General features: G+C 60.3%; 20 protein-coding genes and 1 other annotated feature. Of the genes, 9 read left to right on the forward strand and 11 right to left on the reverse strand.

Features of this window, described 5'->3' with window-relative positions; all coding sequences use genetic code 11:
• The 7 genes from urtD to atzF form a co-directional block, all read right to left on the reverse strand.
• Positions 1 to 792 carry an urea ABC transporter ATP-binding protein UrtD gene (gene urtD, locus ACCW71_RS11210; protein WP_436371322.1) on the reverse strand — a complete coding sequence of 264 codons (792 nt, stop codon included), beginning with the start codon at positions 790 to 792 and terminating at the stop codon, positions 1 to 3.
• Positions 785 to 1,861: an urea ABC transporter permease subunit UrtC gene (urtC, locus tag ACCW71_RS11215; RefSeq protein ID WP_436371324.1), complete on the reverse strand. Its 1,077-nt coding sequence runs from the start codon at positions 1,859 to 1,861 to the stop codon at positions 785 to 787. Before urtC ends, urtD begins: the two co-directional genes overlap by 8 nt.
• On the reverse strand, positions 1,861 to 3,426 hold the full coding sequence (gene urtB / locus ACCW71_RS11220; RefSeq protein ID WP_436371327.1) for an urea ABC transporter permease subunit UrtB: 1,566 nt from the start codon (positions 3,424 to 3,426) through the stop codon (positions 1,861 to 1,863). The genes urtC and urtB overlap by 1 nt, the downstream gene beginning before the upstream one ends.
• Before the next feature lie 101 nt (positions 3,427 to 3,527).
• The gene (gene urtA / locus ACCW71_RS11225) at positions 3,528 to 4,796 is read right to left on the reverse strand and encodes an urea ABC transporter substrate-binding protein (protein ID WP_436371329.1); all 1,269 of its coding nucleotides are present in this window, start codon (positions 4,794 to 4,796) and stop codon (positions 3,528 to 3,530) included.
• 4 nt (positions 4,797 to 4,800) lie between these two features.
• Positions 4,801 to 5,526, reverse strand: a complete 726-nt coding sequence (locus ACCW71_RS11230; RefSeq protein ID WP_436371330.1) for a GntR family transcriptional regulator — start codon at positions 5,524 to 5,526, stop codon at positions 4,801 to 4,803.
• Positions 5,527 to 5,535: 9 nt separating this feature from the next.
• Positions 5,536 to 9,150, reverse strand: a complete 3,615-nt coding sequence (gene uca, locus ACCW71_RS11235) for an urea carboxylase (RefSeq protein ID WP_436371331.1) — start codon at positions 9,148 to 9,150, stop codon at positions 5,536 to 5,538.
• 2 nt (positions 9,151 to 9,152) lie between these two features.
• Positions 9,153 to 10,949: an allophanate hydrolase gene (atzF, locus tag ACCW71_RS11240; RefSeq protein WP_436371333.1), complete on the reverse strand. Its 1,797-nt coding sequence runs from the start codon at positions 10,947 to 10,949 to the stop codon at positions 9,153 to 9,155.
• A gap of 270 nt (positions 10,950 to 11,219) precedes the next feature.
• Between atzF and sltY the strand changes: the two genes are divergently transcribed.
• Together sltY and trpR are read left to right on the forward strand one after the other, a co-directional pair.
• A complete protein-coding gene (gene sltY, locus ACCW71_RS11245) occupies positions 11,220 to 13,139 on the forward strand; it encodes a murein transglycosylase (protein ID WP_436371335.1) in 1,920 nt (639 codons plus the stop codon).
• Between the two features lie 45 nt (positions 13,140 to 13,184).
• Positions 13,185 to 13,505 carry a trp operon repressor gene (gene trpR / locus ACCW71_RS11250; RefSeq protein WP_436371337.1) on the forward strand — a complete coding sequence of 107 codons (321 nt, stop codon included), beginning with the start codon at positions 13,185 to 13,187 and terminating at the stop codon, positions 13,503 to 13,505.
• Here the strand turns inward: trpR and yjjX are convergent, their stop codons facing one another.
• Positions 13,506 to 14,024 (reverse strand): inosine/xanthosine triphosphatase, encoded by a 519-nt coding sequence (yjjX, locus tag ACCW71_RS11255; protein ID WP_436371339.1) that lies wholly within the window; start codon positions 14,022 to 14,024, stop codon positions 13,506 to 13,508.
• A 206-nt stretch (positions 14,025 to 14,230) separates the two neighbouring features.
• Here yjjX and gpmB point away from each other — a divergent pair, with 206 nt between their 5' ends.
• On the forward strand, positions 14,231 to 14,878 hold the full coding sequence (gpmB, locus tag ACCW71_RS11260) for a 2,3-diphosphoglycerate-dependent phosphoglycerate mutase GpmB (RefSeq protein ID WP_436371340.1): 648 nt from the start codon (positions 14,231 to 14,233) through the stop codon (positions 14,876 to 14,878).
• A gap of 41 nt (positions 14,879 to 14,919) precedes the next feature.
• On the opposite strand, the gene robA is transcribed toward gpmB, so the two are convergent.
• Positions 14,920 to 15,798 (reverse strand): MDR efflux pump AcrAB transcriptional activator RobA, encoded by an 879-nt coding sequence (gene robA / locus ACCW71_RS11265; RefSeq protein ID WP_436371342.1) that lies wholly within the window; start codon positions 15,796 to 15,798, stop codon positions 14,920 to 14,922.
• Between the two features lie 195 nt (positions 15,799 to 15,993).
• Between robA and creA the strand changes: the two genes are divergently transcribed.
• On the forward strand, positions 15,994 to 16,467 hold the full coding sequence (gene creA, locus ACCW71_RS11270; protein WP_436371344.1) for a protein CreA: 474 nt from the start codon (positions 15,994 to 15,996) through the stop codon (positions 16,465 to 16,467).
• Positions 16,468 to 16,527: 60 nt separating this feature from the next.
• Here creA and arcA read toward each other — a convergent pair whose 3' ends face one another.
• The gene (gene arcA, locus ACCW71_RS11275) at positions 16,528 to 17,244 is read right to left on the reverse strand and encodes a two-component system response regulator ArcA (RefSeq protein WP_010253677.1); all 717 of its coding nucleotides are present in this window, start codon (positions 17,242 to 17,244) and stop codon (positions 16,528 to 16,530) included.
• A gap of 609 nt (positions 17,245 to 17,853) precedes the next feature.
• On the opposite strand from arcA, the gene ACCW71_RS11280 reads away from it, so the two are divergent.
• From ACCW71_RS11280 to thrC, 5 genes are all read left to right on the forward strand, one after another.
• Positions 17,854 to 18,558, forward strand: a complete 705-nt coding sequence (locus tag ACCW71_RS11280; RefSeq protein WP_436371347.1) for a tRNA/rRNA methyltransferase — start codon at positions 17,854 to 17,856, stop codon at positions 18,556 to 18,558.
• Positions 18,559 to 18,746: 188 nt separating this feature from the next.
• A complete protein-coding gene (gene thrL / locus ACCW71_RS11285; protein ID WP_071591720.1) occupies positions 18,747 to 18,815 on the forward strand; it encodes a thr operon leader peptide in 69 nt (22 codons plus the stop codon).
• Positions 18,754 to 18,871 (forward strand) — a sequence feature (Thr leader region). (Overlaps the previous gene by 62 nt.)
• 26 nt (positions 18,872 to 18,897) lie before the next feature.
• Entirely contained in the window at positions 18,898 to 21,360 is a 2,463-nt protein-coding gene (gene thrA, locus ACCW71_RS11290) for a bifunctional aspartate kinase/homoserine dehydrogenase I (RefSeq protein ID WP_436371349.1), read from the forward strand.
• Positions 21,361 to 21,362: 2 nt separating this feature from the next.
• Complete coding sequence (gene thrB / locus ACCW71_RS11295) at positions 21,363 to 22,292, forward strand: homoserine kinase (RefSeq protein ID WP_436371351.1); 930 nt, start codon at positions 21,363 to 21,365, stop codon at positions 22,290 to 22,292.
• Between the two features lie 3 nt (positions 22,293 to 22,295).
• Positions 22,296 to 23,579, forward strand: a complete 1,284-nt coding sequence (thrC, locus tag ACCW71_RS11300) for a threonine synthase (RefSeq protein ID WP_436371353.1) — start codon at positions 22,296 to 22,298, stop codon at positions 23,577 to 23,579.
• 50 nt (positions 23,580 to 23,629) lie between these two features.
• Here thrC and yaaA read toward each other — a convergent pair whose 3' ends face one another.
• Positions 23,630 to 24,403 (reverse strand): peroxide stress protein YaaA, encoded by a 774-nt coding sequence (gene yaaA, locus ACCW71_RS11305; RefSeq protein ID WP_436371355.1) that lies wholly within the window; start codon positions 24,401 to 24,403, stop codon positions 23,630 to 23,632.
• Between the last annotated feature and the right edge of the window lie 46 nt (positions 24,404 to 24,449).

Genomic DNA, 24,449 nt, shown 5'->3' on the forward strand with positions numbered 1-24,449 from the left:
TCAGCGCCCCAGATAAACGTCGATAACCTGCTCATTGGCCTGGACTTCGCGCAGCGAACCCTCGGCCAGTACCTGGCCCTGATGCAGCACCGTCACATGGTCAGCGATGGTCTCGACAAAGCCCATGTCGTGCTCCACCACCATCAGGGAATGTTTGCCCGCCAGACTGCGAAACAGCTCGGCGGTATAGTCGGTTTCGGCGTCGGTCATGCCAGCGGCGGGCTCATCCAGCAGCAGCAGGTGCGGCTCCTGTACCAGCAGCATGCCAATCTCCAGAAACTGCTTCTGACCGTGTGACAGCAGGCCCGCGCGACGCTGGCGTTCGCCGCCCAGCCGCAGCAGTTTCAGCACTTCATCAATCCGATCGCGCTGTTCACTGTTGAGGCGGGCGTGCAGGCTGGCCCAGACCGATTTATCCGCCTTCAGGGCGATCTCCAGATTTTCAGACACGGTTAACGCTTCAAACACCGTGGGCTTCTGGAACTTACGGCCGATCCCGGCGCGGGCGATCTCAACCGGGGTGAGGCGGGTGAGATCGCTGTCCTGGTCGTAGATCACCCGGCCGCTGTCGGGCCGCGTCTTGCCGGTGATCACATCCATCAGCGTGGTTTTGCCCGCGCCGTTTGGCCCGATCACGCAGCGCAGCTCGCCGACCCCGATCTGTAACGAGAGATCGGTGAGGGCGCGGAAGCCATCGAACGAGACATTGATCCGTTCCAGTTGCAGCACCGGATCGCGCTGCGCCCGGTGGCGATCCGCCGGATGGGACTGGGTAAAGAGTGCGTCAGTCATCTTTCCTCCGGCGCAGCAGGCCAATCACGCCGTGCGGCAGAAATAGTGTCACCAGGATAAACATCAGGCCCAGGAAAAAGAGCCAGTACTCCGGGAAGGCGACGGTGAAAAAGCTGCGCGCGCCGTTAACAATCGCCGCGCCCAGCAGCGGGCCAATCAGCGTGCCGCGTCCGCCCAGCGCCACCCAGATGGCCGCTTCAATCGAGTTGGCGGGTGACATCTCGCCGGGATTGATAATGCCGACCTGCGGCACATAGAGCGCTCCGGCCAGGCCGCACAGCACGGCGGAGAGCGTCCAGACAAACAGCTTGAAGCCGCGCGGGTCGTAACCGCAGAACATCAGGCGGTTCTCCGCGTCGCGCACCGCGGTCAGCACCCGGCCAAATTTGCTGCGCGCCAGCGCAAAGCCGATCGCCAGGCTCAGCAGCAGCAGCCCGACGGTGGCGATAAACAGCCCGATGCGGGTTGCGGTCGCCGTCACCGAAAAGCCGAGCAGGGTGGTGAAGCCGGTAAAGCCATTGTTGCCGCCAAAGCCGGTCTCGTTGCGGAAGAACAGCAGCATACCGGCGTAGGTCAGCGCCTGGGTCATGATGGAGAAGTAGACCCCTTTGATCTTCGAGCGAAAGGCGAAGAAGCCAAACAGCAGCGCCAGCAGGCCCGGCACCAGCATGCTCAGGCAGAGCGCCCAGGCGAAATGTTCGGTGCCGGTCCAGAACCAGGGCAGCTCACGCCAGGAGAGAAAGGACATAAAGGCGGGTAAACCTTCGCCCGCCGCCTGGCGCATCAGATACATCCCCATGGCGTAGCCGCCGAGGGCAAAAAACAGGCCGTGACCCAGCGACAGCAGTCCGGCGTAGCCCCACACCAGATCCAGCGCCACCGCGACCACCGCATAGCAGAGGATTTTGCCGATCAGCGTCAGGGTATAGGTGGAGATCGCCAGCGGATGCGTGGCGGGCAGCAGCGCCAGAAACGGCAGCAGCAGCAGGGCCACCACCGCCACCATGCCGAGGCTGAGGGTCAGGCGCGGCGCTTTGCGCGCCACCCGGAGTGTGAGAGGTTGCGTCATCAGTCAGTCACCCTTCCTTTCACCGCAAACAGTCCCTGCGGACGTTTCTGGATAAACAACACGATAAGCAGCAGGATCAGGATTTTACCCAACACCGCGCCAATCTGCGGCTCCAGCACTTTGTTGAGAATGCCGAGGCTGAACGCGGCGACCACGGTGCCCGCCAGCTGGCCGACGCCACCCAGCACCACCACCAGAAACGAGTCGATGATGTAGCCCTGGCCCAGTTCCGGCCCGACGTTGCCGAGCTGCGACAGCGCCACGCCACCCAGCCCGGCGATGCCGGAACCGAGGCCAAAGGCCAGCATATCGACGCGGCCGGTCGGCACCCCACAGCACTCCGCCATCGCGCGGTTCTGGGTGACAGCGCGCACGTTCATGCCGAGGCGGGTACGGTTCAGCAGCAGCCAGGTGAGCGCCAGCACAAACACCACAAACAGGATCACCGCGATGCGGTTCCACGGCAGCACCAGATTGGGCAGCAGCTGCAAGCCACCGGAAAGCCACGATGGATTCGCCACCTCCAGGTTTTGCGCGCCAAACAGCATCCGCACCGCCTGAATCAGCATCAGGCTGATCCCCCAGGTGGCGAGCAGCGTCTCCAGCGGACGACCATAGAGATGGCGGATCACCGTGCGCTCCAGCGCCATGCCGATGGCGGCCGTCACCAGAAAGGCGACCGGCAGCGCCAGCAGCGGATACCAGGCTAAATAGTGCGGTGCAAACTGCTGAAACAGACTCTGCACCCACCAGGTGGCATAGGCACCAAGCATCAGCATTTCACCGTGCGCCATATTGATCACCCCCAGCAGACCATAGGTGATCGCCAGGCCGAGCGCGGCCAGCAGCAGAATCGATCCCAGCGACAGACCACTGAACGCCTGCCCCAGCAGATCGCCCCACATCAGCCGCTTCTGGATCTGTTGCAGGCTCTGCGCGGCGGCGGCCCGCACCGTGGCGTCCGGCTCATTCGCCGGTTGCGTCAGGCGTTGCAGGCTGGCCTGGGTATTGGGATCGCTGGAGTCGCCCAGCAGCTGCACCGCACGCAGGCGCACCATCGGCTCGCCATCCGCCAGTTGCAGATTGGCCAGCGCCAGCGCTAATGCGGCATGCACCCGGCTATCCTTTTCGGCCGCCAGCCGCTGTTCAATCAGTGGCAGCTGATCGGCGGCACCGTCGTTTTGCAGCTGTTGCGCCGCGCGCAGCCGCAGCCCGGCGTCGTCACTCACCAGCTGCTGCGCCGCCAGCGCGCCGTTCACCAGCACCCGCAGCCGGTTGTTCATAAACAGCTTTTTAACGCTGCCCGTGGGGTTTGCCGCCGCGTCCAGCGGCAGCAGGCGATTACCCTGCTGGCTGAACGGCTGTCTGTTCTGGTCGATGACCACGCTTTCGGCGTGCAGCGCTTCCAGCAGCGGCAGGCGATGAGGGTCGGGCGCGGCGGCCCACTGTTGCAGCAGCGTCGCCTGCTGGCTGCGACTGGCGGTGGCGAAGTCTGCCGCCGGTCCGGCACTGGCAAACAGCGGCAGCCACAGCAGCAGGCTGAAAAGGAGGCGGCAAAGGTTCATAGAGAGGACCTCGTTAAATGGATGAAGCGGGCGTTCGGGCAGGCGGCACCGTCGCGCCCCGCACGCCGGTCTGCCAGGTCGCAGACCGGCGCATCACGCGCTTACTGCGCGCTTTTCACCGGGTGGTCGGGCTTCTTGTCGTTGCCCGCAATGTAGGGGCTCCACGGCTGCGCGCGCACCGGCTGATCGGTCTGCCACACCACGTTAAACTGGCCGTTCTCCTCTACTTCGCCAATCATCACCGGCTTGTGCAGATGGTGGTTGGTCTGGTCCATGGTCAGGGTAAAGCCGTCCGGCGCTTTAAAGGTCTGACCGGCCATCGCCGCCCGCACTTTATCCACGTCGGTACTGCCCGCTTTTTCCACTGCCTGCGCCCACATATGGATGCCGACATAGGTCGCCTCCATCGGGTCGTTGGTGACCACAGTGGCGGCATTCGGCAGGTTGTGTGCTTTGGCCCAGGCGCGATAATCGGCAACGAATTTCGCGTTGGTCGGATTATCGATCGACTCGAAATAGTTCCAGGCGGCTAACTGACCCACCAGCGGTTTGGTATCGATGCCGCGCAGCTCCTCTTCGCCCACCGAGAAGGCAACCACCGGAATGTCAGTGGCCTTGATGCCCTGGTTAGCCAGCTCTTTGTAGAACGGTACGTTGGAGTCGCCGTTGATGGTCGAGACCACCGCGGTTTTGCCGCCCGCCGCAAACTTTTTGATGTTGGAGACAATGGTCTGGTAGTCGCTGTAGCCAAACGGCGTATAGACCTCTTCAATATCTTTATCCTGCACTCCTTTACTGTGCAGGAAGGCGCGCAGGATCTTGTTGGTGGTGCGCGGATAGACATAGTCGGTGCCGAGCAGGAAGAAGCGTTTCGCGCTGCCGCCATCCTCACTCATCAGGTACTCCACCGCCGGGATCGCCTGCTGGTTAGGCGCCGCGCCGGTGTAGAAGACGTTCGGCGACATCTCTTCCCCTTCATACTGCACTGGATAGAACAGCAGGCCGTTCAGCTCCTCAAACACCGGCAGCACCGATTTGCGCGACACCGAGGTCCAGCAGCCAAACACCACCGCCGCTTTATCCTGGGTCAGCAGCTGCCGCGCTTTCTCCGCAAACAGCGGCCAGTTAGAGGCGGGATCGACCACCACCGGCTCCAGCTTTTTCCCCAGCACCCCGCCTTTGGCGTTGATCTCATCAATGGTCATCAGCGCCACATCTTTCAGCGGCGTTTCAGAGATCGCCATGGTGCCGGAGAGCGAATGCATGATCCCTACTTTGATGGTGTCAGCCGCCTGGGCACTCCAGGCGAAGCCCATGCTGATAACGGAAGCGGAGAGGGCGAAAGCCTTGATCAACGAACGTCTTTTCATCGTTTTAAACCCCTAAATGATTGGTGTGTGATTCAATGGGCTGGAGCCGGGCCTGCTGTAATCTGTGTAACGTGATTTTCCTGACTTCCGCTCTGCTGACGGCGATGTGATCGGTCAGGATGGTTTGCGCCTCCATGCTCTGCTGCTGAAAAATCGCCTGTAAAATCTGTGCGTGTTCCTGATAGGTCGCCGCGATGCGATCGTCGCGAGTAAAGTCGAGCCGGCGGATAATACGGATCTTCTCGGTCAGCTCGGCGTGAATGCGGGCCATCTCCGGGTTGCCTGCCGCCGCCACCAGCGTCATGTGAAATGCCTCGTCGTGCTGTGACACCACCCGTCCCTCGGTCAGCGCCTCCGACTCACACCAGAACTGGTTCAGTTCGGTTAACAGCGCGGCACACTGCGGCGCGGGCAGGGCGCAGAGGCGTTTCACCGCCTCGCACTCCAGCACGGTGCGCAGGTCATACAGCGATTCGAACCAGGCAAAATCGAAATTTCTGATCTGCCAGCCGCTGCGGAACCAGACTTCGACAAAGCCTTCGCGCTCCAGCCGGAACAGCGCCTGACGCACCGGGGTGCGGCTGACCGCCATGCGCCCGGCGATTTCGCTTTCGCTGAAGCGGTCGCCCGGCATCAGACGAAAGTCGAAAATGTCCGCCTTCAGCGTCTGATAGACCCGTTCAGCCAGCGCTTCCGGGCGCGCTTTAGGGGGGTGAGATTGCATCGTCATCGTCGCTCCTTATGCCAGCCACAGCAGGTTATCGCCGGGGCTGACCGGGCGGCCCGCCTGACAGGCGATGCGCGTCACCCGACCGGCCTGCGGGGCGACAATCGCCAGCTCCATCTTCATCGCCTCGACGATAATCAGCGTCTGCCCGGCGCTGACGTCGTCGCCGGGCTGCACCAGCACTTTCCAGATGTTGCCGTTGAGGTCCGCCTGCACCGCCAGCGCGCCCTCATCCTCGTCTGCTGAATGGACCGGCGCCTGAGTGAGCGGGGCGGGCTCCTCCTGTTCAGCCCAGCGCTGCACCTCCTGCTCAAACGCGGCGGCCTGACGCTGACGGAACGTCGCGATCTCATCGGCGTTCTCCCGCAGGAACTGCTGGTGGGCGGCAAAATCAAACAGCGTCTCTTCAATCCGCAGGCTGGCCCGGCCTTCGCGGAAATCCTCCCGCAGTTGCGTCAGCTCGCTTTCACTCACCGGATAGAAGCGCACCTGATCGAAGAAGCGCAGCAGCCACGGCTCGCCGGCGGCGAACTGCGGGTTTTTCAGGAAGGTATTCCAGATGGGCAGCGTGCGGCCCACCAGCTGATAGCCGCCGGGGGAGTCCATGCCGTAGATGCACATATACATGCCGCCGATGCCAACCGTGCCTTCCGCGGTGAAGGTGCGCGCCGGACTGTATTTGGAGCTCAGCAGGCGATGGCGCGGATCGACCGGCACCGCGCAGGGCGCGCCGAGGTAGACATCGCCCAGTCCCAGCACCAGATAGCTGGCGCTGAACAGGGTGTCGCGCACCTGCTCCCGGCTGGCTAAGCCGTTAATCCGCTGGATAAAGTCCACGTTGTTGGGCAGCCAGGGCGCGCTGGCGCAGACCGTCTCCTGATAGCGGCTGACCGCGCCAAGCGTGGCGCTGTCCTCAAACGCCATCGGCATCCAGACCACGCGTGACGGCACCTTCAGCGTGCTGACATCCCCCAGCGTCGTCTCCAGCGCCAGCAGCAGTGACATCAGATCCGCCTGGCTGATGATGCGGCTGTCGTAGCGCACCTGGAGCGAACGCACGCCGGGTGACAGCTCCTCCACGCCCGGCTCCGCCCGCGCCGTCAGCGCGTTCATCAGCAGATGCACCCGCAGGCGCAGCGCCAGATCCAGGACGTTGTCGCCATATTCAATCAGCACATATTTGTCGCCCGCCTGGCGGTAGAGCACTTTTGGCGTGCTGTGCGTGGCGTCGAGGGCGGCCAGCAGCGTCGCGGAGCCGTGGGCGGTTTCGGCCAGAGAGGGCACGGCAAAGGCTGGCGGATGCGCCGGGCGCAGGGTGGCGAGGGTCTGCATCTGCGCCTTTTCCCGCGCCAGCGCCTCGTCAGCACCGATCGGATGAAAACGGAGGGTGTCGCCAGGTTTCAGCTGGCCCACTTTCCACAGCTCCGCTTTGGCGATGGTGACAGGGCAGACAAAACCGCCGAGGCTGGGGCCGTCATGCGTCAGGATCACCGGAAAGTCGCCGGTAAAGTTGATCGCGCCGATGGCATATTCACAGTCATGAACGTTGGAGGGATGCAGACCCGCCTCGCCGCCGTTGGCGCGGGTCCAGGCCGGTTTCGGCCCCACCAGCCGTACACCGAGACGGTTGGAGTTGTAGTGCACCTGCCAGTCGCTGGCGAAAAATTCGTCGATAGCGGCTTGGGTGAAAAAGTCCGGCGCGCCATGCGGGCCGTAGAGCACCCCGATACGCCATTGGTTGCTGTAGTGGGGGATCAGCGCCGGATCGAGCGGCTGCGGGGCGCTGATCGGGGCGGGCGTAGTGCAGGCCGCCCGCTCAGGCTGTGAGATGGCGAGCATATCGGCGACGCGCAGCGTGCGTCCGGCGTGGCCGCCGAACTGACCCAGCGAAAAGGTACTGCGGCTGCCCAGGTACTCCGGCACGTCGAAACCGTTGCGTACCGCCAGATAGCTGCGGCAGCCCTGCTGCGCCCGGCCCAGCGTCAGGGTCTGTCCCGCTTTCACCGCCAGGGGGCGCCACGGGCTGACAGGCTCGCCATCTAGCGTCGCGCCGCAGTCCGCGCCGGTCAGCGCCAGAACCGCCGCACAGTGGAAACGCAGCGTCGGGCCTTGCAGGGTAAACTCCAGGCCTGCCGCCGATTCGTGGTTGCCGACCAGACGGTTAGCCAGCCGGAAGGCGAAATCATCCATCGGGCCGGAGGGCGGCACGCCAATATCCCAGTAGCCGAGCCGGCCAGGATAGTCCTGCACCGTACTGAAGGTGCCGGGTTGCAGCACCTCCACCACCGGCGCGCTGGGGGTGAAACTGTCGAGATAGCGGGTCCAGACGTTGCCGCTGCGAAAGGTATCGGTCGCCACAATCTGGCGCAGGTAGTCGAGATTGGTGGCGATGCCATGCAGCTGCGTGGCATCCAGCGCCTGCCGGAGTCGGGTCAGCGCCGCCTCCCGGCTCTCCGCGTGCACAATCAGTTTCGCTATCATCGGATCGTAGAAGCTGGAGACCTCGCTGCCGGTTTCCACCCCGCTGTCGATGCGCACCCCCTCAGGAAAGGTGACGCCGGTCAGCACGCCGGGGCTGGGCTGGAAGTTTTTCAGCGGATCTTCGGCGTAGAGGCGCACCTCGATGGCCGCGCCCTGCGGTGGCTGCTGCAACCGCGCCCAGTCAACGGGGTCACCAGCGGCGACCTGCAACATGCACTCCACCAGATCGAGTCCGGTGACGCACTCCGTGACCGGGTGCTCCACCTGTAACCGGGTGTTGACTTCAAGGAAGTAAAACGCCTGCTGGGTCTCGTCATAGATATACTCCACCGTACCGGCACTGCGGTAATTGACCAGCTGGCCAAGACGCACCGCTGACGCCAGCAGCGCTTCACGGATGGCCGGTGACAGGCCGGGGGCGGGCGTCTCCTCCACCACCTTCTGGTTGCGGCGCTGTAAGGAGCAGTCGCGTTCGCCCAGCGCCACCACCGTGCCGTGACCGTCACCAAAAATCTGCACTTCAACATGGCGGGCGCGATCGATGCAGCGCTCCAGAAACACCCCGGCGTCGCTGAAGAACTGCTGGCCCAGCCGTCGTACGCTCTCCCAGGCGTGGGTGAGCGCGTCGGCATCGGCGCAGCGCGTCAGGCCAATGCCGCCGCCGCCCGCGGTACTTTTCAGCATCACCGGATAGCCAATCTCTTCAGCCGCCCGCAGCGCCTCCTCCAGCGAGGCGAGCAGCGGGGTGCCGGGCGTCATTGGCACACCGGCACTGGCCGCCAGCTCGCGGGCGCGGTGCTTGAGGCCGAACTCACCAATCTGCTGCGCGGTGGGACCCACAAAAGCGATCCCCGCCTGCTCACAGGCTTCGGCGAACGGCAGGCTCTCTGACAGGAAGCCGTAGCCGGGCCAGATCGCCTCAGCGCCGCTCTGCTGCGCCGCCGCCAGAATTTTGTCGATGCGCAGATAGCTGTCGCTGGCTTTGTCGCCGCCCAGCGCAATCGCCACATCAGCCTGTTTCACATGCTGCGCATTGCGGTCGGCGTCAGAGTAGACCGCGACGCTCTTCACGCCGAGGCGTTTCAGGGTACGTATGGCGCGGCAGGCTATTTCGCCGCGGTTAGCAATCAGTACGGTGGTGAACATGATCAGTGACTCCCCTGTGATGCCAGCCAGTTGCGCCAGCCGCCCGTCTCAGTAATCTCCAGCGCGTTATGCAGCGCCGCGCCTTCGCAGATAAAGCCTTTCACCACCCGGCCGTCAGCCAGCGTCAGGCTGCCAATCCCCAGCGGGGCGGGAATTTCCGCCACAAACTCGCCAAAACGCGCCAGCGGGATGTCCCACAGCTCCACGGCGATCGCCGCGCCATGCGCGTCACGCATCAGGCCGGGCTTTTTAATCGCCCCTTCCAGCAGGGCGAACAGGCGGTAGTGCGGCGCGGTCTGCGTCTCTTCCACCCACACCGCCTGACGCTCGGTGAGCTGAAAGTTGAGCGGCATGCCGGTCAGGTGCGCGCCCACCACCGCCAGCCGGACGTGGTCGGGCGAGACGGGGAGGGCGGCTCGCTGCGCCGGAGAGGGCTGGCCGGTCACGCCCAGCGGCAGGGCCAGCTGCTGCTGCCAGCGCACGCCAAATTCCGCCAGTGCGCGATCGTGCCAGGCGGGGGCGATCAGCGTGATGCCGGCCGGCAGATCGTCATTGCGGAACGGGCCGGGCAGCGCCAGCGCGGCGAGATCGGCGAGATTGGTAAAGTTGGTGTAGGTGCCGAACTGCGAGTTGTAGTGCACCGGCTCCTGTTTCATCTCCGCCAGGGTATGGATGGTGGGCGAGGTCGGCACCACCAGTGCGTCAAACTGCGCCAGCGTCTGCTGGATCTGACGGGTCAGCGTGGCGCGCAGGTATTCCGCTTTATAAGCGTCGACCGCGCTGTATTGCAGGCCGCTGGCGATAATGCCGTGGACCACCGGGTCCATCTCCGCCGGACGATCGAGCATCGCACCCACCGCCGCCGTGCGCTCGGCGACCCAGGCACCGTAATAGAGCTGTTCGGCCAGCTGCCGGAACGGGGTGAAGTCGATCGGTTGCAGCGTGACGCCAGCGGCCAGCAGCGCTTCCAGTGCCCGATCCCAGGCCGCTTCCGCGGCGGCATCATCAAAAAACTCAGGGTTGGCCGGAATGGCAAAATGGGGGTGGGCGGGCAGGCTGGCCGGGGCGGTACGCGGATTTATCCGCGAATAGGGATCACCGGCGTCATAGCCGCCCATGACGCTGGCGACGCTAAAGGCATCTTCCACCGTCAGCGCAAACACCGAAATAGTGTCGTTGAGACGGCAGGCCGGGACCACGCCCCGCGCGGAGAACCAGCCTTTGGTCGGTTTCAGGCCGACAATATTGTTGAAACCCGCTGGGACGCGACCCGATCCCGCGGTATCGGTGCCGAGTGAAAAGGCGACCAGACCGCGCGCCAGCACCGACGCAGAGCCGGAGCTGGAGCCGCCGCTGACGTAATCGGCATCAAAGGTGTTACTCACCGCACCAAAGGGCGAGCGGGTGCCCACCAGGCCGGTGGCGAACTGATCGAGGTTGGTTTTGCCGATCACCACCGCACCCGCCGCTTTCAGCCGGGCCACCGCCACCGCGTCTTCGCTGGCGGTATAGGTAAAAGCGGGGCAGGCGGCGCTGGTGGGCCAGCCCGCTACATCAATATTATCTTTGACGGCGAACGGCACCCCAAACAGCGGCAGCGAGTCGGGATCGCGCTGATAGTGCGCCAGCAGCGGTTCAATCTGTGCCGCCAGCTGCTCTGGTGTCGCCAGATAGAGCCAGGCGTTATCCTGCGGGTCAAGGGCCGCCAGGTGCGCGGCCAGCAGCGTGGTGATCTGTTGCGGTGCCTGCTGGTAACGCTGCTGCCATGCGTGCAGCGTCAGGCCAAAGGTTGAAGTCATAGGATGAATTCCAGCTGGTATACAAGATGGCATTCAACAGAGCAAAGGGTATGCCAGATTTTTAACGGGCTGATTCAATGGGTTAAACAGTTGAGTAATAAGATTTTGTGATGATAATTTGCACAATCGCGGCGCACACACTGAACGATGACGGTGCGTTTAAGGACGCTGTGCGTAAATTTTGTGAAGAACATGGCAAGAGTCCGATGGCCTGGTTAGCATGAAGACAGTCTGGCAACCCGCCGGCGCCCAGCAACAGAGGAGATTTACGTGGTGAAGTGGCGTAACTGGATGATAGGGATCTGTCTGGCCGGCATGGCCAGCAGCGCATGGGCCGATTCGCTGGATCAACAACGGCAACGTTATCAACAAATTAAACAGGCGTGGGACAGTAACCAGATGGCGACGGTGGAGCAGCTGTTGCCGACGCTACAGGATTATCCGCTCTATCCTTATCTGCAATACCGGCTGCTGGCGCAGGATCTCGATCAGGAGACCTCGCTGGCGGTACAGAACTTTATTCGCCAGTATCCGACCCTGCCGCCGGCGCGGTCGCTCAGCACCCGCTTTATCAATGTGCTGGCCTACCGCCAGGACTGGCAGGGCGTGCTCAACTTCAGCCCGACCGAACCTAAACCGGTGCAGGCGCGCTGTAACTGGTACTACGCGAAGTGGGCCACCGGCCAGCAGCAGGCCGCCTTTGATGGCGCAAAACAGATCTGGCTGCGCGGCACGGCGCTGCCCAATGACTGCGATAAACTCTTCTCGGTGTGGCAGGCGTCAGGCCAGCTGTCGCCGATCACCACCCTGGAGCGTATCCGGCTGGCGATGAAAGCGGGTAACGACAGCCTGGTGAGCTACCTGGCGAAGACGCTGCCCACCGATTACCAGACCATGGCTGACGCGATCCAGACGCTGCAACAGGATCCGCTGACGGTCAGCACCTTTGCCAGCGCCGTCGGGCCGACCGATTTTACCCGTCAGGCGACCCTCTATGCCTTTACGCGCGTGGCGCGGCAGGATATGGAGAACGCCCGCAGTCTGATCCCGATTCTGGTGCGGGCGCAGAAAATGGGCCCGGAAGATGAGCAGGCGCTGAAAGAGATTGTGGTGTGGCGCATGATGGGCAGCGATCTCACCTCGGAGCAGGCGCGCTGGCGCGATGCGGTGGTGATGAACAGCGAGTCCACCGCGCTGGTGGAGCGTCGGGTACGACTGGCGCTGACCGAGCATGACCGCCGTGGCCTGAACACCTGGATCGCTCGTCTGCCGCTGGAAGCCAAAGAGAAAGATGAGTGGCAATACTGGCAGGCTGACCTGCTGTTTGAGAAGGGGCGTAAAGAGGAGGCGGAAGAGATCCTGAATAAGCTGATGCAGCAGCGAGGTTTCTATCCGATGGTGGCGGCCCAGCGGCTCGGGGTGGACTATCTGCTTCAGGTGGATGAGGCGCCGAAGCCCGATAGCGCCACGGTGCAGGGACCGGAGCTGGCCAGGGTGCGTGAGCTGATGTACTGGGGGCTGGATAATCTGGCGCGCAGTGAGTGGAGCAATCTGATCGCCAGCCGCACGCACACGCAGCAGCAGATGCTGGCGCGCTACGCCAACGAGCAGGACTGGTGGGATCTCAGCGTGCAGGCGACCATCACCGCGAAGATGTGGGACAGCCTGAAAGAGCGTTTCCCGCTGGCGTGGCAGAGCGTCTATCAGCGTAACACCGCGGTGAAGCAGATCCCGCCGAGCTATGCGATGGCGATTTCGCGGCAGGAGAGCGCCTGGAACCCGAAAGCGCGTTCGCCGGTTGGGGCCAGCGGCCTGATGCAGATCATGCCCGCCACCGCGGCTCACACCGTGCAGATGTACAGCATCCCTGGCTACAGCAACAGCAGTCAGCTGCTGGACCCTGAAACCAATATTCAGATCGGCACCCAGTATCTGGAGTATGTCTATCAGCAGTTCGGCCAGAACCGGATCTTCGCGTCGGCGGCCTATAACGCCGGACCGGGACGGGTACGCAGCTGGCAGAAAATCAGTGCGGGTAATCTCGACGCGGTGGCGTTTATCGAGACCATTCCCTTCTCAGAGACGCGCGGTTACGTGAAGAATGTGCTGGCGTATGACGCCTACTATCGTCACTTCATGGGCCAGCCTGACAAGATCCTGTCAGATGCTGAGTGGAATCGCCATTACTAGCTGTGCTAAGCTTCCGTACTCTTTAGCGAGTACGGAAGCCCCTTCATGACCCATTCTGATTCCCCCGCTGCCGGTGCGCATCCGACAGAAGATAGCTGGCAACGCTTTATCGCGTTGATGCAGCAGGCTTTCGCCGACGGCCACGCGCTGCCGCTGATGCAGCTGATGATGACGGCAGATGAGCGTGAAGCCTTTGGTACCCGTCTGCGTATTATTGAAGAGTTAATGAATGGCGAGATGAGCCAGCGCGAGCTGAAAAATGAGCTCGGCGTCGGCATCGCCACCATTACCCGCGGCTCGAATAGCCTGAAAGAGGCGCCACCCGAGCTGAAACGCTGGCTGGAAGGGCAACTGAAACGATCCTGATTACTGCTGATAAAGCGGATGAACAAAGGGACAGAGCGCCAGAATCAGTGCCTGATGATAGACGCTGGAGCGGCTGAGCAGGCCGTGGGTGAACGCCCCGATCGCGCCGCCCTGCTGTTTGATATTTTCGATGCCGGTTAAGCGCGCCATCTCTTCCCCCAGTTCACGCCCTTCACGCAGGCCCGCCAGCACCACCGGCGGCAGGGTGAAACTGGCTGAACGCGACTCGCCGCGCTGTTTCTGATTCTCAATGACCATCCAGGCAAAGGCGCTGTCATCTTCAATGCCCGCCTCAATCGCCACCCAGAAGGCCGCTTCAGGCCGGACCTGTCGGGCATTCATCACCCGCTGACGTGCGCCAGTTCGCGTTTCCAGATGGGTTAAGGGCTGAGCGGCCACGCCGCTATCGACCTCGACCCCTTCGATATGGCAGGATCCTTCGCCGAAAACGTCGTTGAAAGCCTGAGCAATCGCGTGAATCTTCGCTGGGTTGGTGGTGGCTGCGACAACATGGTACATAATTGATTGAACCTTCAGATGATTAAGGGCCTGGCCCATCAGGTGATTTTACGGGCTGGTCTGGACCTGGCAGTGCTCACACTCCTCGCGTACTCGCGGTACGCGCCGGTTGTTCCGCGCTGTTGCTCTCCAGACTGCCTGCAACCATAACGCCTGATGGGACGGGCTCTAAGGCGATTTTTGTCGCAGTATAACGGAAACTAAGCATGCTACAGGTCTATCTTGTTCGTCACGGTGAAACGGTATGGAATGCGGAACGCCGCATTCAGGGTCAGTCCGACAGTCCGCTGACGGAAAAAGGTGAGCAGCAAGCCCGCCAGGTGGGTGAGCGCGTGAAACATCTCGGCATTACGCACATTATCGCCAGCGATCTGGGGCGTACGCGCCGCACCGCGGAAATTATCGCGGATGCCTGCGGCTGCACGGTGACGCTCGATCCCCGGCTGCGTGAGCTGAATATGGGGGTGCTGGAGAAGCGTCCGCTCGATGGCTTAACCGCCGAGGAGGAGCAGTGGCGCGCCACCCTGGTCAACGGCACGGAGGGAGGACGCATTCCCGAAGGCGAGTCGATGAGCGAAATGGCTGCCCGGATGCACCAGGCGCTGAACGCCTGCCTCGCATTACCCGCCGGCAGCCGTCCGCTGCTGGTCAGCCACGGCATGGCGCTGGGGTCGCTGGTCAGTACCATTCTCGGTCTGCCCGCCTATGCGGAACGTCGTCTGCGCCTGCGTAACTGCTCGATCTCGCGGGTCGATCATCAGCAGAGCGCCTGGCTGGCTGAAGGCTGGGTGGTGGAAACGGCGGGTGATATTTCCCATCTGGATGCGCCAGCGCTCGACGAGCTGCAACGCTGACAGAGAGGCGGCTGCCGTCGTGATGACGGCAGCCGGAGCGATCAGGCTGGGGTCTGGCGGCGAATCGGGATCAGATATTCGCAACGAATATCGGTCGGTGGCTCGCTGCGCTTTTTGCCACCATGGGTGTAGAAACGTTCAATATCCTGTCCCTGACGGCGGGTGAGGCCCAGCGTTGGCATACAGGTGCCATAGAGCAGCAGAATAAACTCCTGGAGATTGACGCGCGGCCCGGTGTAGGTGAACTGCACATAGTCGCCCGCCTCCAGAATCACACGCTGGCCGGAGTGCAGGTTCATCGCGCTGTCCGCCGGGACGGCGGTGGTGTAGAGGATCTCCTGCTCATCATCTTTATCCTGGCTGGCGCGCACCTGATGCAGACCGTAGAGCACCGGTGGCACCGTGTCGGTCTCCAGCAGAAACTGTTTCCAGAAATGGATGCGCATTTCGTCGCGATAACTGGAAATCTGCTCCAGAATACAGGTGTAGTTCTGAGTCTGACCGACCAGTACCGTTTCCGGTAACGTGACGAAAGCGGGTTCCGGTTGCGTCTCATCGTCAAGGCGAATCGGCGGACGAATGCCGAAGGAGTTCCAGTCGGAGGCGCGACGATACCAGGCTGGCGTCTGAGCAAACTGCTTTTTAAACGCGCGGGTAAACGTCTGCTGTGAATCAAAACGATATTGCAGGGCAATATCCAGAATCGGGCGGCTGGTCAGGCGCAGCGCCACTGCGGCTTTCGACAGACGCCGCGCACGAATATAGGCGCCGATCGCATGTCCGGTTACGTCCTTAAACATCCTTTGCAGATGCCACTTGGAGTAACCCGCTTTCAGGGCAACGTGGTCCAGTGAAAGCGGTTGATCCAGATGGCTCTCCAGCCAGACAAGCAAATCGCGAATGATACCGGCTTGGTCCATAAAACATCCTCATACTCTGGTGGCGCAGCTAAACGCATTCGAAGGATATTAGCACTGATTGCTCAAAATACGTGGGCAGCTTTCCTGGGAAGATTGTGCTAAATCTGGGCGGGTTTAATCCCGTTTTTGGTTTGGTCATTATATCGATTAACAGTACATTACATTCTCATCTATTCAATTTGCAATGGTAACTCCATGACAATATCCCGCCTTATGATCGCCGCGCTGACCACACTGACCTTCTCCACACCGCTGCTTGCGGAGCAGATAGGCTCGGTGGATACGGTGTTCAAGATATTCGGACCCGACCACAAGATTGTGGTTGAGGCGTTCGACGACCCCGACGTTAAAAATGTAACCTGTTATATCAGCCGGGCAAAAACCGGTGGTATTAAAGGTGGGCTGGGCCTGGCAGAAGATACCTCTGATGCGGCCATTTCCTGTCAGCAGATTGGTCCGGTCGAGCTGAGCGAGAAAATTGCGCAGGGCAAAGCGCAGGGCGAAGTGGTTTTCCGCCAGCGCACGTCGTTGATCTTCAAGAAGCTCCAGGTTGTACGCTTCTTCGACCAAAAGCGCAACGCCCTGGTCTATCTGACCTACTCCGATAAGGTGGTCGACGGCTCGCCGAAAAACGCGCTGAGCGCGGTGCCGATTATGCCGTGGCATTAACCATAAAAAAACGCCCCTCGGGGCGTTTTTTTTTACTGGCCGGAAGTCTCTGCTGCCAGGTCAGTCCTGTAGGTCGCCGCAGAAGCGATAGCCTTCACCATGGATGGTGGCGATGATCTCTGGCGTGTCCGGCGTGGATTCGAAATGTTTACGAATGCGGCGGATGGTCACGTCGACGGTACGGTCGTGCGGTTTCAGGTCACGGCCGGTCATCTTTTTCAGCAGATCGGCGCGGGTCTGGATCTTGCCCGGATTTTCGCAGAAGTGCAGCATGGCGCGGAACTCACTGCGGGGCAGTTTATAGTGCTCACCGTTCGGGTTGATCAGCGAGCGGCTGTTAATATCCAGCTCCCAGCCGTTGAACTTGTAGCTCTCAACCTGACGACGCTCTTCACCTGGCATCGCCAGATTCATGGTGCGCGACAGCAGGTTGCGGGCACGAATGGTCAGCTCACGCGGATTAAAAGGTTTGGTGATGTAGTCGTCAGCGCCAATTTCCAGACCAAGAATTTTATCGACTTCGTTGTCACGGCCGGTCAGGAACATCAGTGCGACATTGGCCTGCTCGCGCAGTTCACGGGCCAGCAACAGGCCATTTTTACCTGGCAGGTTGATGTCCATGATGACCAGGTTAACGTCGTTGTCAGTCAGCACCTGATGCATTTCAGCACCATCAGTCGCCTCATACACCACATAACCTTCCGCCTCAAAAATGCTTTTGAGGGTATTTCGCGTGACCAGTTCATCTTCAACGATAAGAATGTGCGGGGTCTGCATGTTTAGCTACCTAAAATTTGCCAACAAATTGAAAACAGGGCGTACAGCGGTGTGGCATTCTCCATCATCGAGAGCGGCGGACCGCGCTGAACCGTTGTACAAAATCATATTTTGATAAGCGAACTATCAGTGTCAACAACAGGTTTAGCTCAGCCAGTCAGGATGAAAATTGCATGCCCCAGGCGAGAATGATTATGGCGCATATCCTAACTGCATTAACAGCAACCTAACAGCACCAACTACAACCGATAAGCATAAAAACAACGCTTCGTTGACTTACATCAAGTGCAATTGTAGCACGTTAACACTTTTGTGAAAAACTTCTCGCAGATTGCCTGCTTAGCTCACAAAAAGCATCATTTTAGTTACAAATTCTGCCGCGATCGGGCAAAGTAAAATCAGCACGAAATTACATTTTATCTTATTGAAAATAAATGGTTTTATAATATTTTCTTTAATAAGGCTCGCTTCGGTGATAAAAAGATTCCGGCTACCGCTTTTCACGGGTTTTAACATCAATAACATGCTGTTTTCTTATTGCCATGTTGCCAATGAATCATTAACAGGCGTGTTAATATGGCGTTATATAAATAGCTCAATGGACTAAATATGCTTTTTCCCCTGATTCTTGTCTCGCCAGCACGGCCAGAAAATATCGGCGCGGCGGCCCGCGCCATGAAAACCATGGGGTTCAGCCAGCTGCGGATCGTCGCCAGCGACGCCTGGCGCGATCCGGCTGCGCGCCGGGTGGCGCATGGCGCGGGTGAGATCCTCGATAACCTCCAGACCTTTGACACTCTGGCTGAGGCGCTGGCGGACATCGACTTTTCCGTGGCGACCACCGCGCGCAGCCGGGCGAAGTTTCGCTACTACGCCACGCCGCAGCAGGTTGAAACACAGCTGCGGGAGAAGCGTCAGTGGGTCAACAGCATGGCGCTGGTGTTTGGCCGCGAGGATAGCGGATTGACCAATGAGGAGCTGGAGCAGGTCGACCTGCTGACCGGCATTCCGATGGCGAATGACTATCCTTCGCTGAATCTCGGTCAGGCGGTGATGGTTTACTGCTATCAGCTGTCGGCGCTGAATCAGGTTGAGGCGCCGGTCGCCTCTGCTGCCGATGGGCAACAGTTGCAGGCGCTGCGTCAGCGTTTCCACCAGCTGCTGGCGCAGCTTGAAGTCAGTGATGATGAGAAGCTGGCAGACTGGATCGATCAGCGGGTCGGTCTGCTGGAGCAGCGCGACAGTGCGATGCTGCATCGTCTGCTGCACGATATTGAAAAAAAACTCGCAGATAAATCCTCGGCAAAAATCTGATTTTCCAGCAACAGATCGCAGAGAGTTTCCGCATCGCAAACGATCGAACACCCTTTTGCCTGTTCCCCGGTGGCTGTGCGCAGTGGTGAAAATCTGTCCACCGGACAAATCGGGTTGACTTAATGTGCGCTTTGCTTTACTTCTGAGAGCCAGACGGACAGACAAAAACAGACAGAAAATAAATCTCAATGCGTAAAATCAGCCTGAACACCACAATTATTACCACCACCATTACCACAGGTAACGGTGCGGGCTGACGCATACAGGAAAAACAGAAATAAGCCCGCACCTAAACAGTGCGGGCTTTTTTTTCGGCTTAAATTCAGGAGAGTTGATATTATGCGAGTGCTGAAATTCGGCGGGACCTCGGTGGCGAATGCGGAACGGTTTCTTCGCGTCGCCGATATTCTGGAAAGTAATGCGCAACAAGGACAGGTTGCAACCGTGCTCTCTGCGCCAGCAAAGATCACTAACCATCTGGTGGCGATGATCGAAAAAACCATCAGTGGTCAGGATGCTTTGCCGAATATCAGCGACGCCGAACGCATCTTCAGCGAACTGCTGCACGGACTGGCGGAAGCGCAGCCAGGCTTTGAGTATGACCGGCTGACCACCCGCGTGGCGCTGGAGTTTGCCCAGCTGAAACAGGTGCTGCACGGCATCAGCCTGCTGGGACAGTGCCCGGACAGCGTCAACGCGGCGATTATCTGCCGCGGTGAGAAACTCTCCATTGCGATCATGGAAGCGCTGTTGCAGGCGCGCGGCCATGAGGTAAGCGTGATCGACCCGGTGGAAAAATTGCTGGCGGTGGGCCACTACCTCGAATCGACCGTGGATATTGCTGAATCAACCCGCCGCATTGAAGCCAGTCAGATCCCGCCGCAGAATATGATCCTGATGGCCGGCTTCACCGCCGGTAACGAACGCGGTGAGCTGGTGGTGCTGGGACGTAATGGCTCCGACTACTCGGCGGCGGTGCTGGCCGCCTGTCTGCGCGCCGACTGCTGTGAAATCTGGACCGACGTCGATGGCGTCTATACCTGTGACCCGCGCCAGGTACCGGATGCGCGTCTGCTGAAGTCAATGTCCTATCAGGAGGCGATGGAACTCTCCTATTTTGGCGCGAAAGTGCTGCATCCCCGCACCATCGCGCCCATTGCCCAGTTCCAGATCCCGTGCCTGATCAAAAACACCGCCAATCCGCAGGCACCCGGCACCCTGATTGGGGCCGAAAGTGAGCCGGATGAGAGCCCGGTGAAAGGCATCACCAACCTGAATAATATGGCGATGGTCAACGTCTCCGGTCCCGGCATGAAAGGGATGGTGGGGATGGCGGCCAGAGTCTTTGCGGCGATGTCACGCACCGGCATCTCTGTGGTGCTGATCACCCAGTCCTCTTCTGAATACAGCATCAGCTTCTGCGTGCCGCAGAGCGAGCTGGCGCGGGCGCGTCAGGTGCTGGAAGAGGAGTTCTATCTGGAGCTGAAAGATGGCCTGCTCGACCCGCTGGACATCATTGAAAACCTCGCGGTGATCTCGGTGGTGGGCGATGGCATGCGCACGCTGCGCGGCATCTCAGCCAAATTCTTCTCGGCGCTGGCGCGCGCCAATATCAATATTGTGGCGATTGCCCAGGGCTCCTCTGAGCGTTCGATCTCGGTGGTGGTGAACAACGACGAGGTGATCACCGGCGTGCGCGTGGTGCATCAGATGCTGTTCGCCACCGATCAGGTGATTGAAGTGTTTGTGGTCGGCGTCGGCGGCGTCGGCGGCGCGCTGCTGGATCAGTTACACCGTCAGCAGGCGTGGCTTAAGAAGAAGCATATTGATCTGCGGGTCTGTGGTATCGCCAACTCACGGGCGCTGTTAACCCATGTGCACGGCATCGATCTCAGCAACTGGCAGTCTGAACTCAGCGAAGCCAAAGAGCCGTTTAACCTGGGACGGCTGACCCGACTGGTGAAAGAGTATCATCTGCTGAATCCGGTGATTGTCGATTGTACTTCGAGCCAGGCGGTGGCCGACCAGTATGCGGATTTCCTCAGCGAAGGCTTCCACGTGGTGACGCCGAATAAAAAGGCCAACACATCCCCCTGGAATTACTATCAGCAGATGCGGGCCGCCGCCGCTAAATCGCGGCGCAAATTCCTTTATGATACCAACGTCGGCGCCGGACTGCCGGTGATCGAAAACCTGCAAAACCTGATGAGCGCAGGGGATGAACTGCTGCGCTTCTCCGGCATCCTGTCGGGATCGCTGTCGTTTATCTTCGGCAAGCTGGATGAAGGGATGTCGCTGTCACAGGCGACGAAGATGGCACGCGAAATGGGCTTTACCGAGCCCGATCCGCGTGACGACCTCGCCGGCACCGATGTGGCGCGTAAGCTGCTGATTCTGGCGCGTGAAGCGGGTTATCAGCTGGAGCTGAGTGATATTGAGATTGAGCCGCTGCTGCCCGCCAGCCTGACCGGCATCCAGGATGTAGAGCAGTTTATGCAACGTCTGCCGGAGCTGGATAACGCCTTTGCCGCCCGGGTGGCGCAGGCGCGTGATGAAGATAAAGTGTTGCGCTACGTCGGCGTGATTGAAGAGGGCGGTCTCTGCAAAGTGAAGATCGACGCCGTAGACAGCAACGATCCGCTCTATAAAGTGAAAAACGGCGAGAACGCGCTGGCGTTTTACAGCCGCTACTATCAGCCGATTCCGCTGGTGCTGCGCGGATACGGTGCAGGAAATGATGTGACGGCGGCCGGTGTGTTTGCCGACCTGCTGCGCACGCTGTCATGGAAGTTGGGAGTTTAATAATGGTAAAAATTTACGCACCGGCCTCAATTGGTAACGTCAGCGTCGGCTTCGATGTGCTGGGCGCGGCGGTGTCGCCGGTGGATGGTTCATTGCTGGGTGACTGCGTCTCGGTGGAAGCGGCCGATCGTTTTTCACTGACCAACGCCGGACGTTTCGTCAGTAAGCTGCCCGCTAATCCGCAGGACAACATCGTCTATCAGTGCTGGCAGCGGTTCTGCGAAGCGGTTGGTAAAGAGATCCCGGTGGCGATGACGCTGGAGAAGAACATGCCGATCGGCTCCGGCCTCGGTTCCAGCGCCTGCTCGGTGGTGGCTGGTTTAATGGCGATGAACGAGTTCTGCGGCAAGCCGCTCAGCGACAGCGCCTTACTGACGCTGATGGGCGAGCTGGAAGGGCGGATCTCCGGCAGCGTGCATTATGATAACGTGGCTCCCTGCTTCCTCGGCGGGATTCAGCTGATGCTGGAGGAGAACGACATTATCAGTCAGGCGGTGCCGGGCTTTGACGACTGGCTGTGGGTGATGGCCTATCCGGGCATCAAAGTCTCGACCGCGGAAGCCCGCGCCATTTTACCGGCGCAGTACCGCAAAGAGGATTGCATCAAGCATGGCCGCCTGCTGGCCGGCTTTGTTCACGCCTGTCATACCCGTCAGCCGCTGCTGGCCGCTAAACTGATGCAGGATGTGATTGCCGAACCCTACCGCACCCGGCTGCTGCCAGGCTTCGCGGAGGCGCGGCAGGCGGCTAAAGATACCGGCGCACTGGCCTGTGGTATCTCTGGCTCCGGTCCGACACTTTTCGCCGTTTGCAACCAGATGGAAACGGCACAGCGGATGGCTGACTGGCTGAGCCAGCACTATCTGCAAAATGATGAAGGCTTCGTCCATATCTGCCGTCTCGACACGGCTGGCGCACGACAACTGGGATAACGCATGAAACTCTATAATCTTAAGGATCACAACGAGCAGGTCAGCTTCGCCCAGGCGGTGAAACAGGGTCTGGGGTCGCAGCAGGGTCTCTTCTTTCCGCTGGAACTGCCGGAGTTTGAACTGACCGACATCGACGCGATGCTGGAGATGGATTTTGTCAGCCGCAGCAGCAAAATTCTCTCGGCTTACATTGGCGACGAGATCCCGGCCCAGCAGCTGCATGAGCGGGTGAAAGCCGCGTTTGCTTTTCCGGCTCCGGTGAAAGCCGTCAGCGAAGATGTGGCCTGTCTGGAGCTGTTCCACGGCCCGACGCTGGCGTTCAAAGATTTCGGCGGCCGTTTTATGGCGCAGATGCTCTCTTACGTCTCCGGTTCCGATGAGCAGATCACCATCCTGACCGCCACCTCGGGCGATACCGGTGCGGCTGTGGCCCACGCTTTCTACGGCATGAAGAACGTGCGCGTGGTGATCCTCTACCCGCAGGGCAAAATCAGCCCGTTGCAGGAGAAACTCTTCTGTACCCTGGGCGGCAACATCGAAACCATCGCGATCGACGGCGATTTTGATGCCTGTCAGTCGCTGGTGAAGCAGGCGTTTGATGATGAGGAGCTGAAGCGCACCATCGGCCTGAACTCGGCCAACTCCATCAATATCAGCCGTCTGCTGGCGCAGATCTGTTACTACTTTGAAGCGGTGGCGCAGCTGCCACAGGAAAAACGCAATCAGCTGGTGGTGTCGGTTCCCAGCGGGAACTTCGGTGATTTAACCGCCGGTCTGCTGGCGAAATCCCTCGGCCTGCCGATCAAACGCTTTATCGCCGCCACCAACGCCAACGACACGGTGCCGCGCTTTCTCGGCAACGGCGAGTGGCAGCCAAATCTCACCGTCTCTACGCTGTCGAACGCGATGGATGTGAGCCAGCCTAACAACTGGCCGCGGGTGGAAGAGCTGTTCCGCCGTAAAACCTGGCGCTTAACCGATCTCGCCTATGGGGCGGTTTCTGATGAAACCACGCGCGCGGCGATGCGTGAGCTGGCGGAGATTGGTTATATTTCTGAGCCACATGCGGCGATCGCCTGGCGTCTGCTGCGCGATCAGTTGCAGGAGGGGGAGTATGGTCTGTTCCTCGGCACCGCGCATCCGGCGAAATTCCGCGAAAGCGTGGAAGCGATCCTGAAGCAGACGCTGACGCTGCCACCAGAGTTAGCGGAGCGCGCTGACCTGCCGCTGCTGTCGCACCTGATGCCGGCTGACTTCGCTCAGCTGCGGGCGTTTCTGCTGAAGTAGTGGGGTACTGGCTTCCCGACGGCGGGAAGCCGGTTCAGTGCGCGTGGCGCTTACTGCGCTGCGCGCCTGTAGACCAGTTCATTCTCGCTGCTGCTGGCGGCGTCAAAGCGATAGCCATCGCAATCAAACGCTTTCAGCTGCTCCGGCTCTGTCAGCTGCTGCTGAATGATGTAGCGACTCATCAACCCACGCGCCTTTTTGGCATAGAAGCTAATCACTTTGTAGCTGCCGTTCTTCTCATCAAGAAACACCGGCTTAATCAGCCGCGCCTGTAATTTCTTCGGCCTGACCGCTTTGAAATATTCATCTGAGGCGAGGTTAATCAGCACCTCATCGCCCTGTTGCGCCAGCGCCGCATTCAGGGTGTCGGTGATCACATCGCCCCAGAAGCTGTAGAGATCGTTGCCCGCTGGGTTCGCCAGACGAATGCCCATCTCCAGCCGGTAGGGCTGCATCAAATCGAGCGGGCGCAGCACGCCATACAGCCCGGAGAGCATGCGCAGATGCTGCTGAGCAAAATCAAAATCGCCCTCGCTGAAGGTCTCTGCCTGCAAACCGGTGTAGACATCGCCTTTAAACGCCAGGATCGCCTGACGGGAGTTGTGCGGTGAAAAGTCAGGCTGCCAGCTGTTAAACCGCTCAGCATTCAGGTGCGCCAGTTTGTCACTGATGCTCATTAACGAGGCGAGGCTGGCGGGCGACAGTTCACGCGCAATCTCAATCAGCTGTTGTGATTTTTCTAACAGCGCAGGCTGAGTGAAACGGGTTGTCGCCAGCGGGCTTTCATAATCCAGCGTCTTGGCGGGCGAGATCACCATCAACATAGTTGCTTCCTCGGTTAATACCTGGTTTTACAGGGCGTTGGCTGCT

It is taken from the genome of Pantoea sp. C2G6 (assembly GCF_051336815.1).
In the GTDB taxonomy this organism is placed as follows: Bacteria; Pseudomonadota; Gammaproteobacteria; order Enterobacterales; family Enterobacteriaceae; genus Pantoea.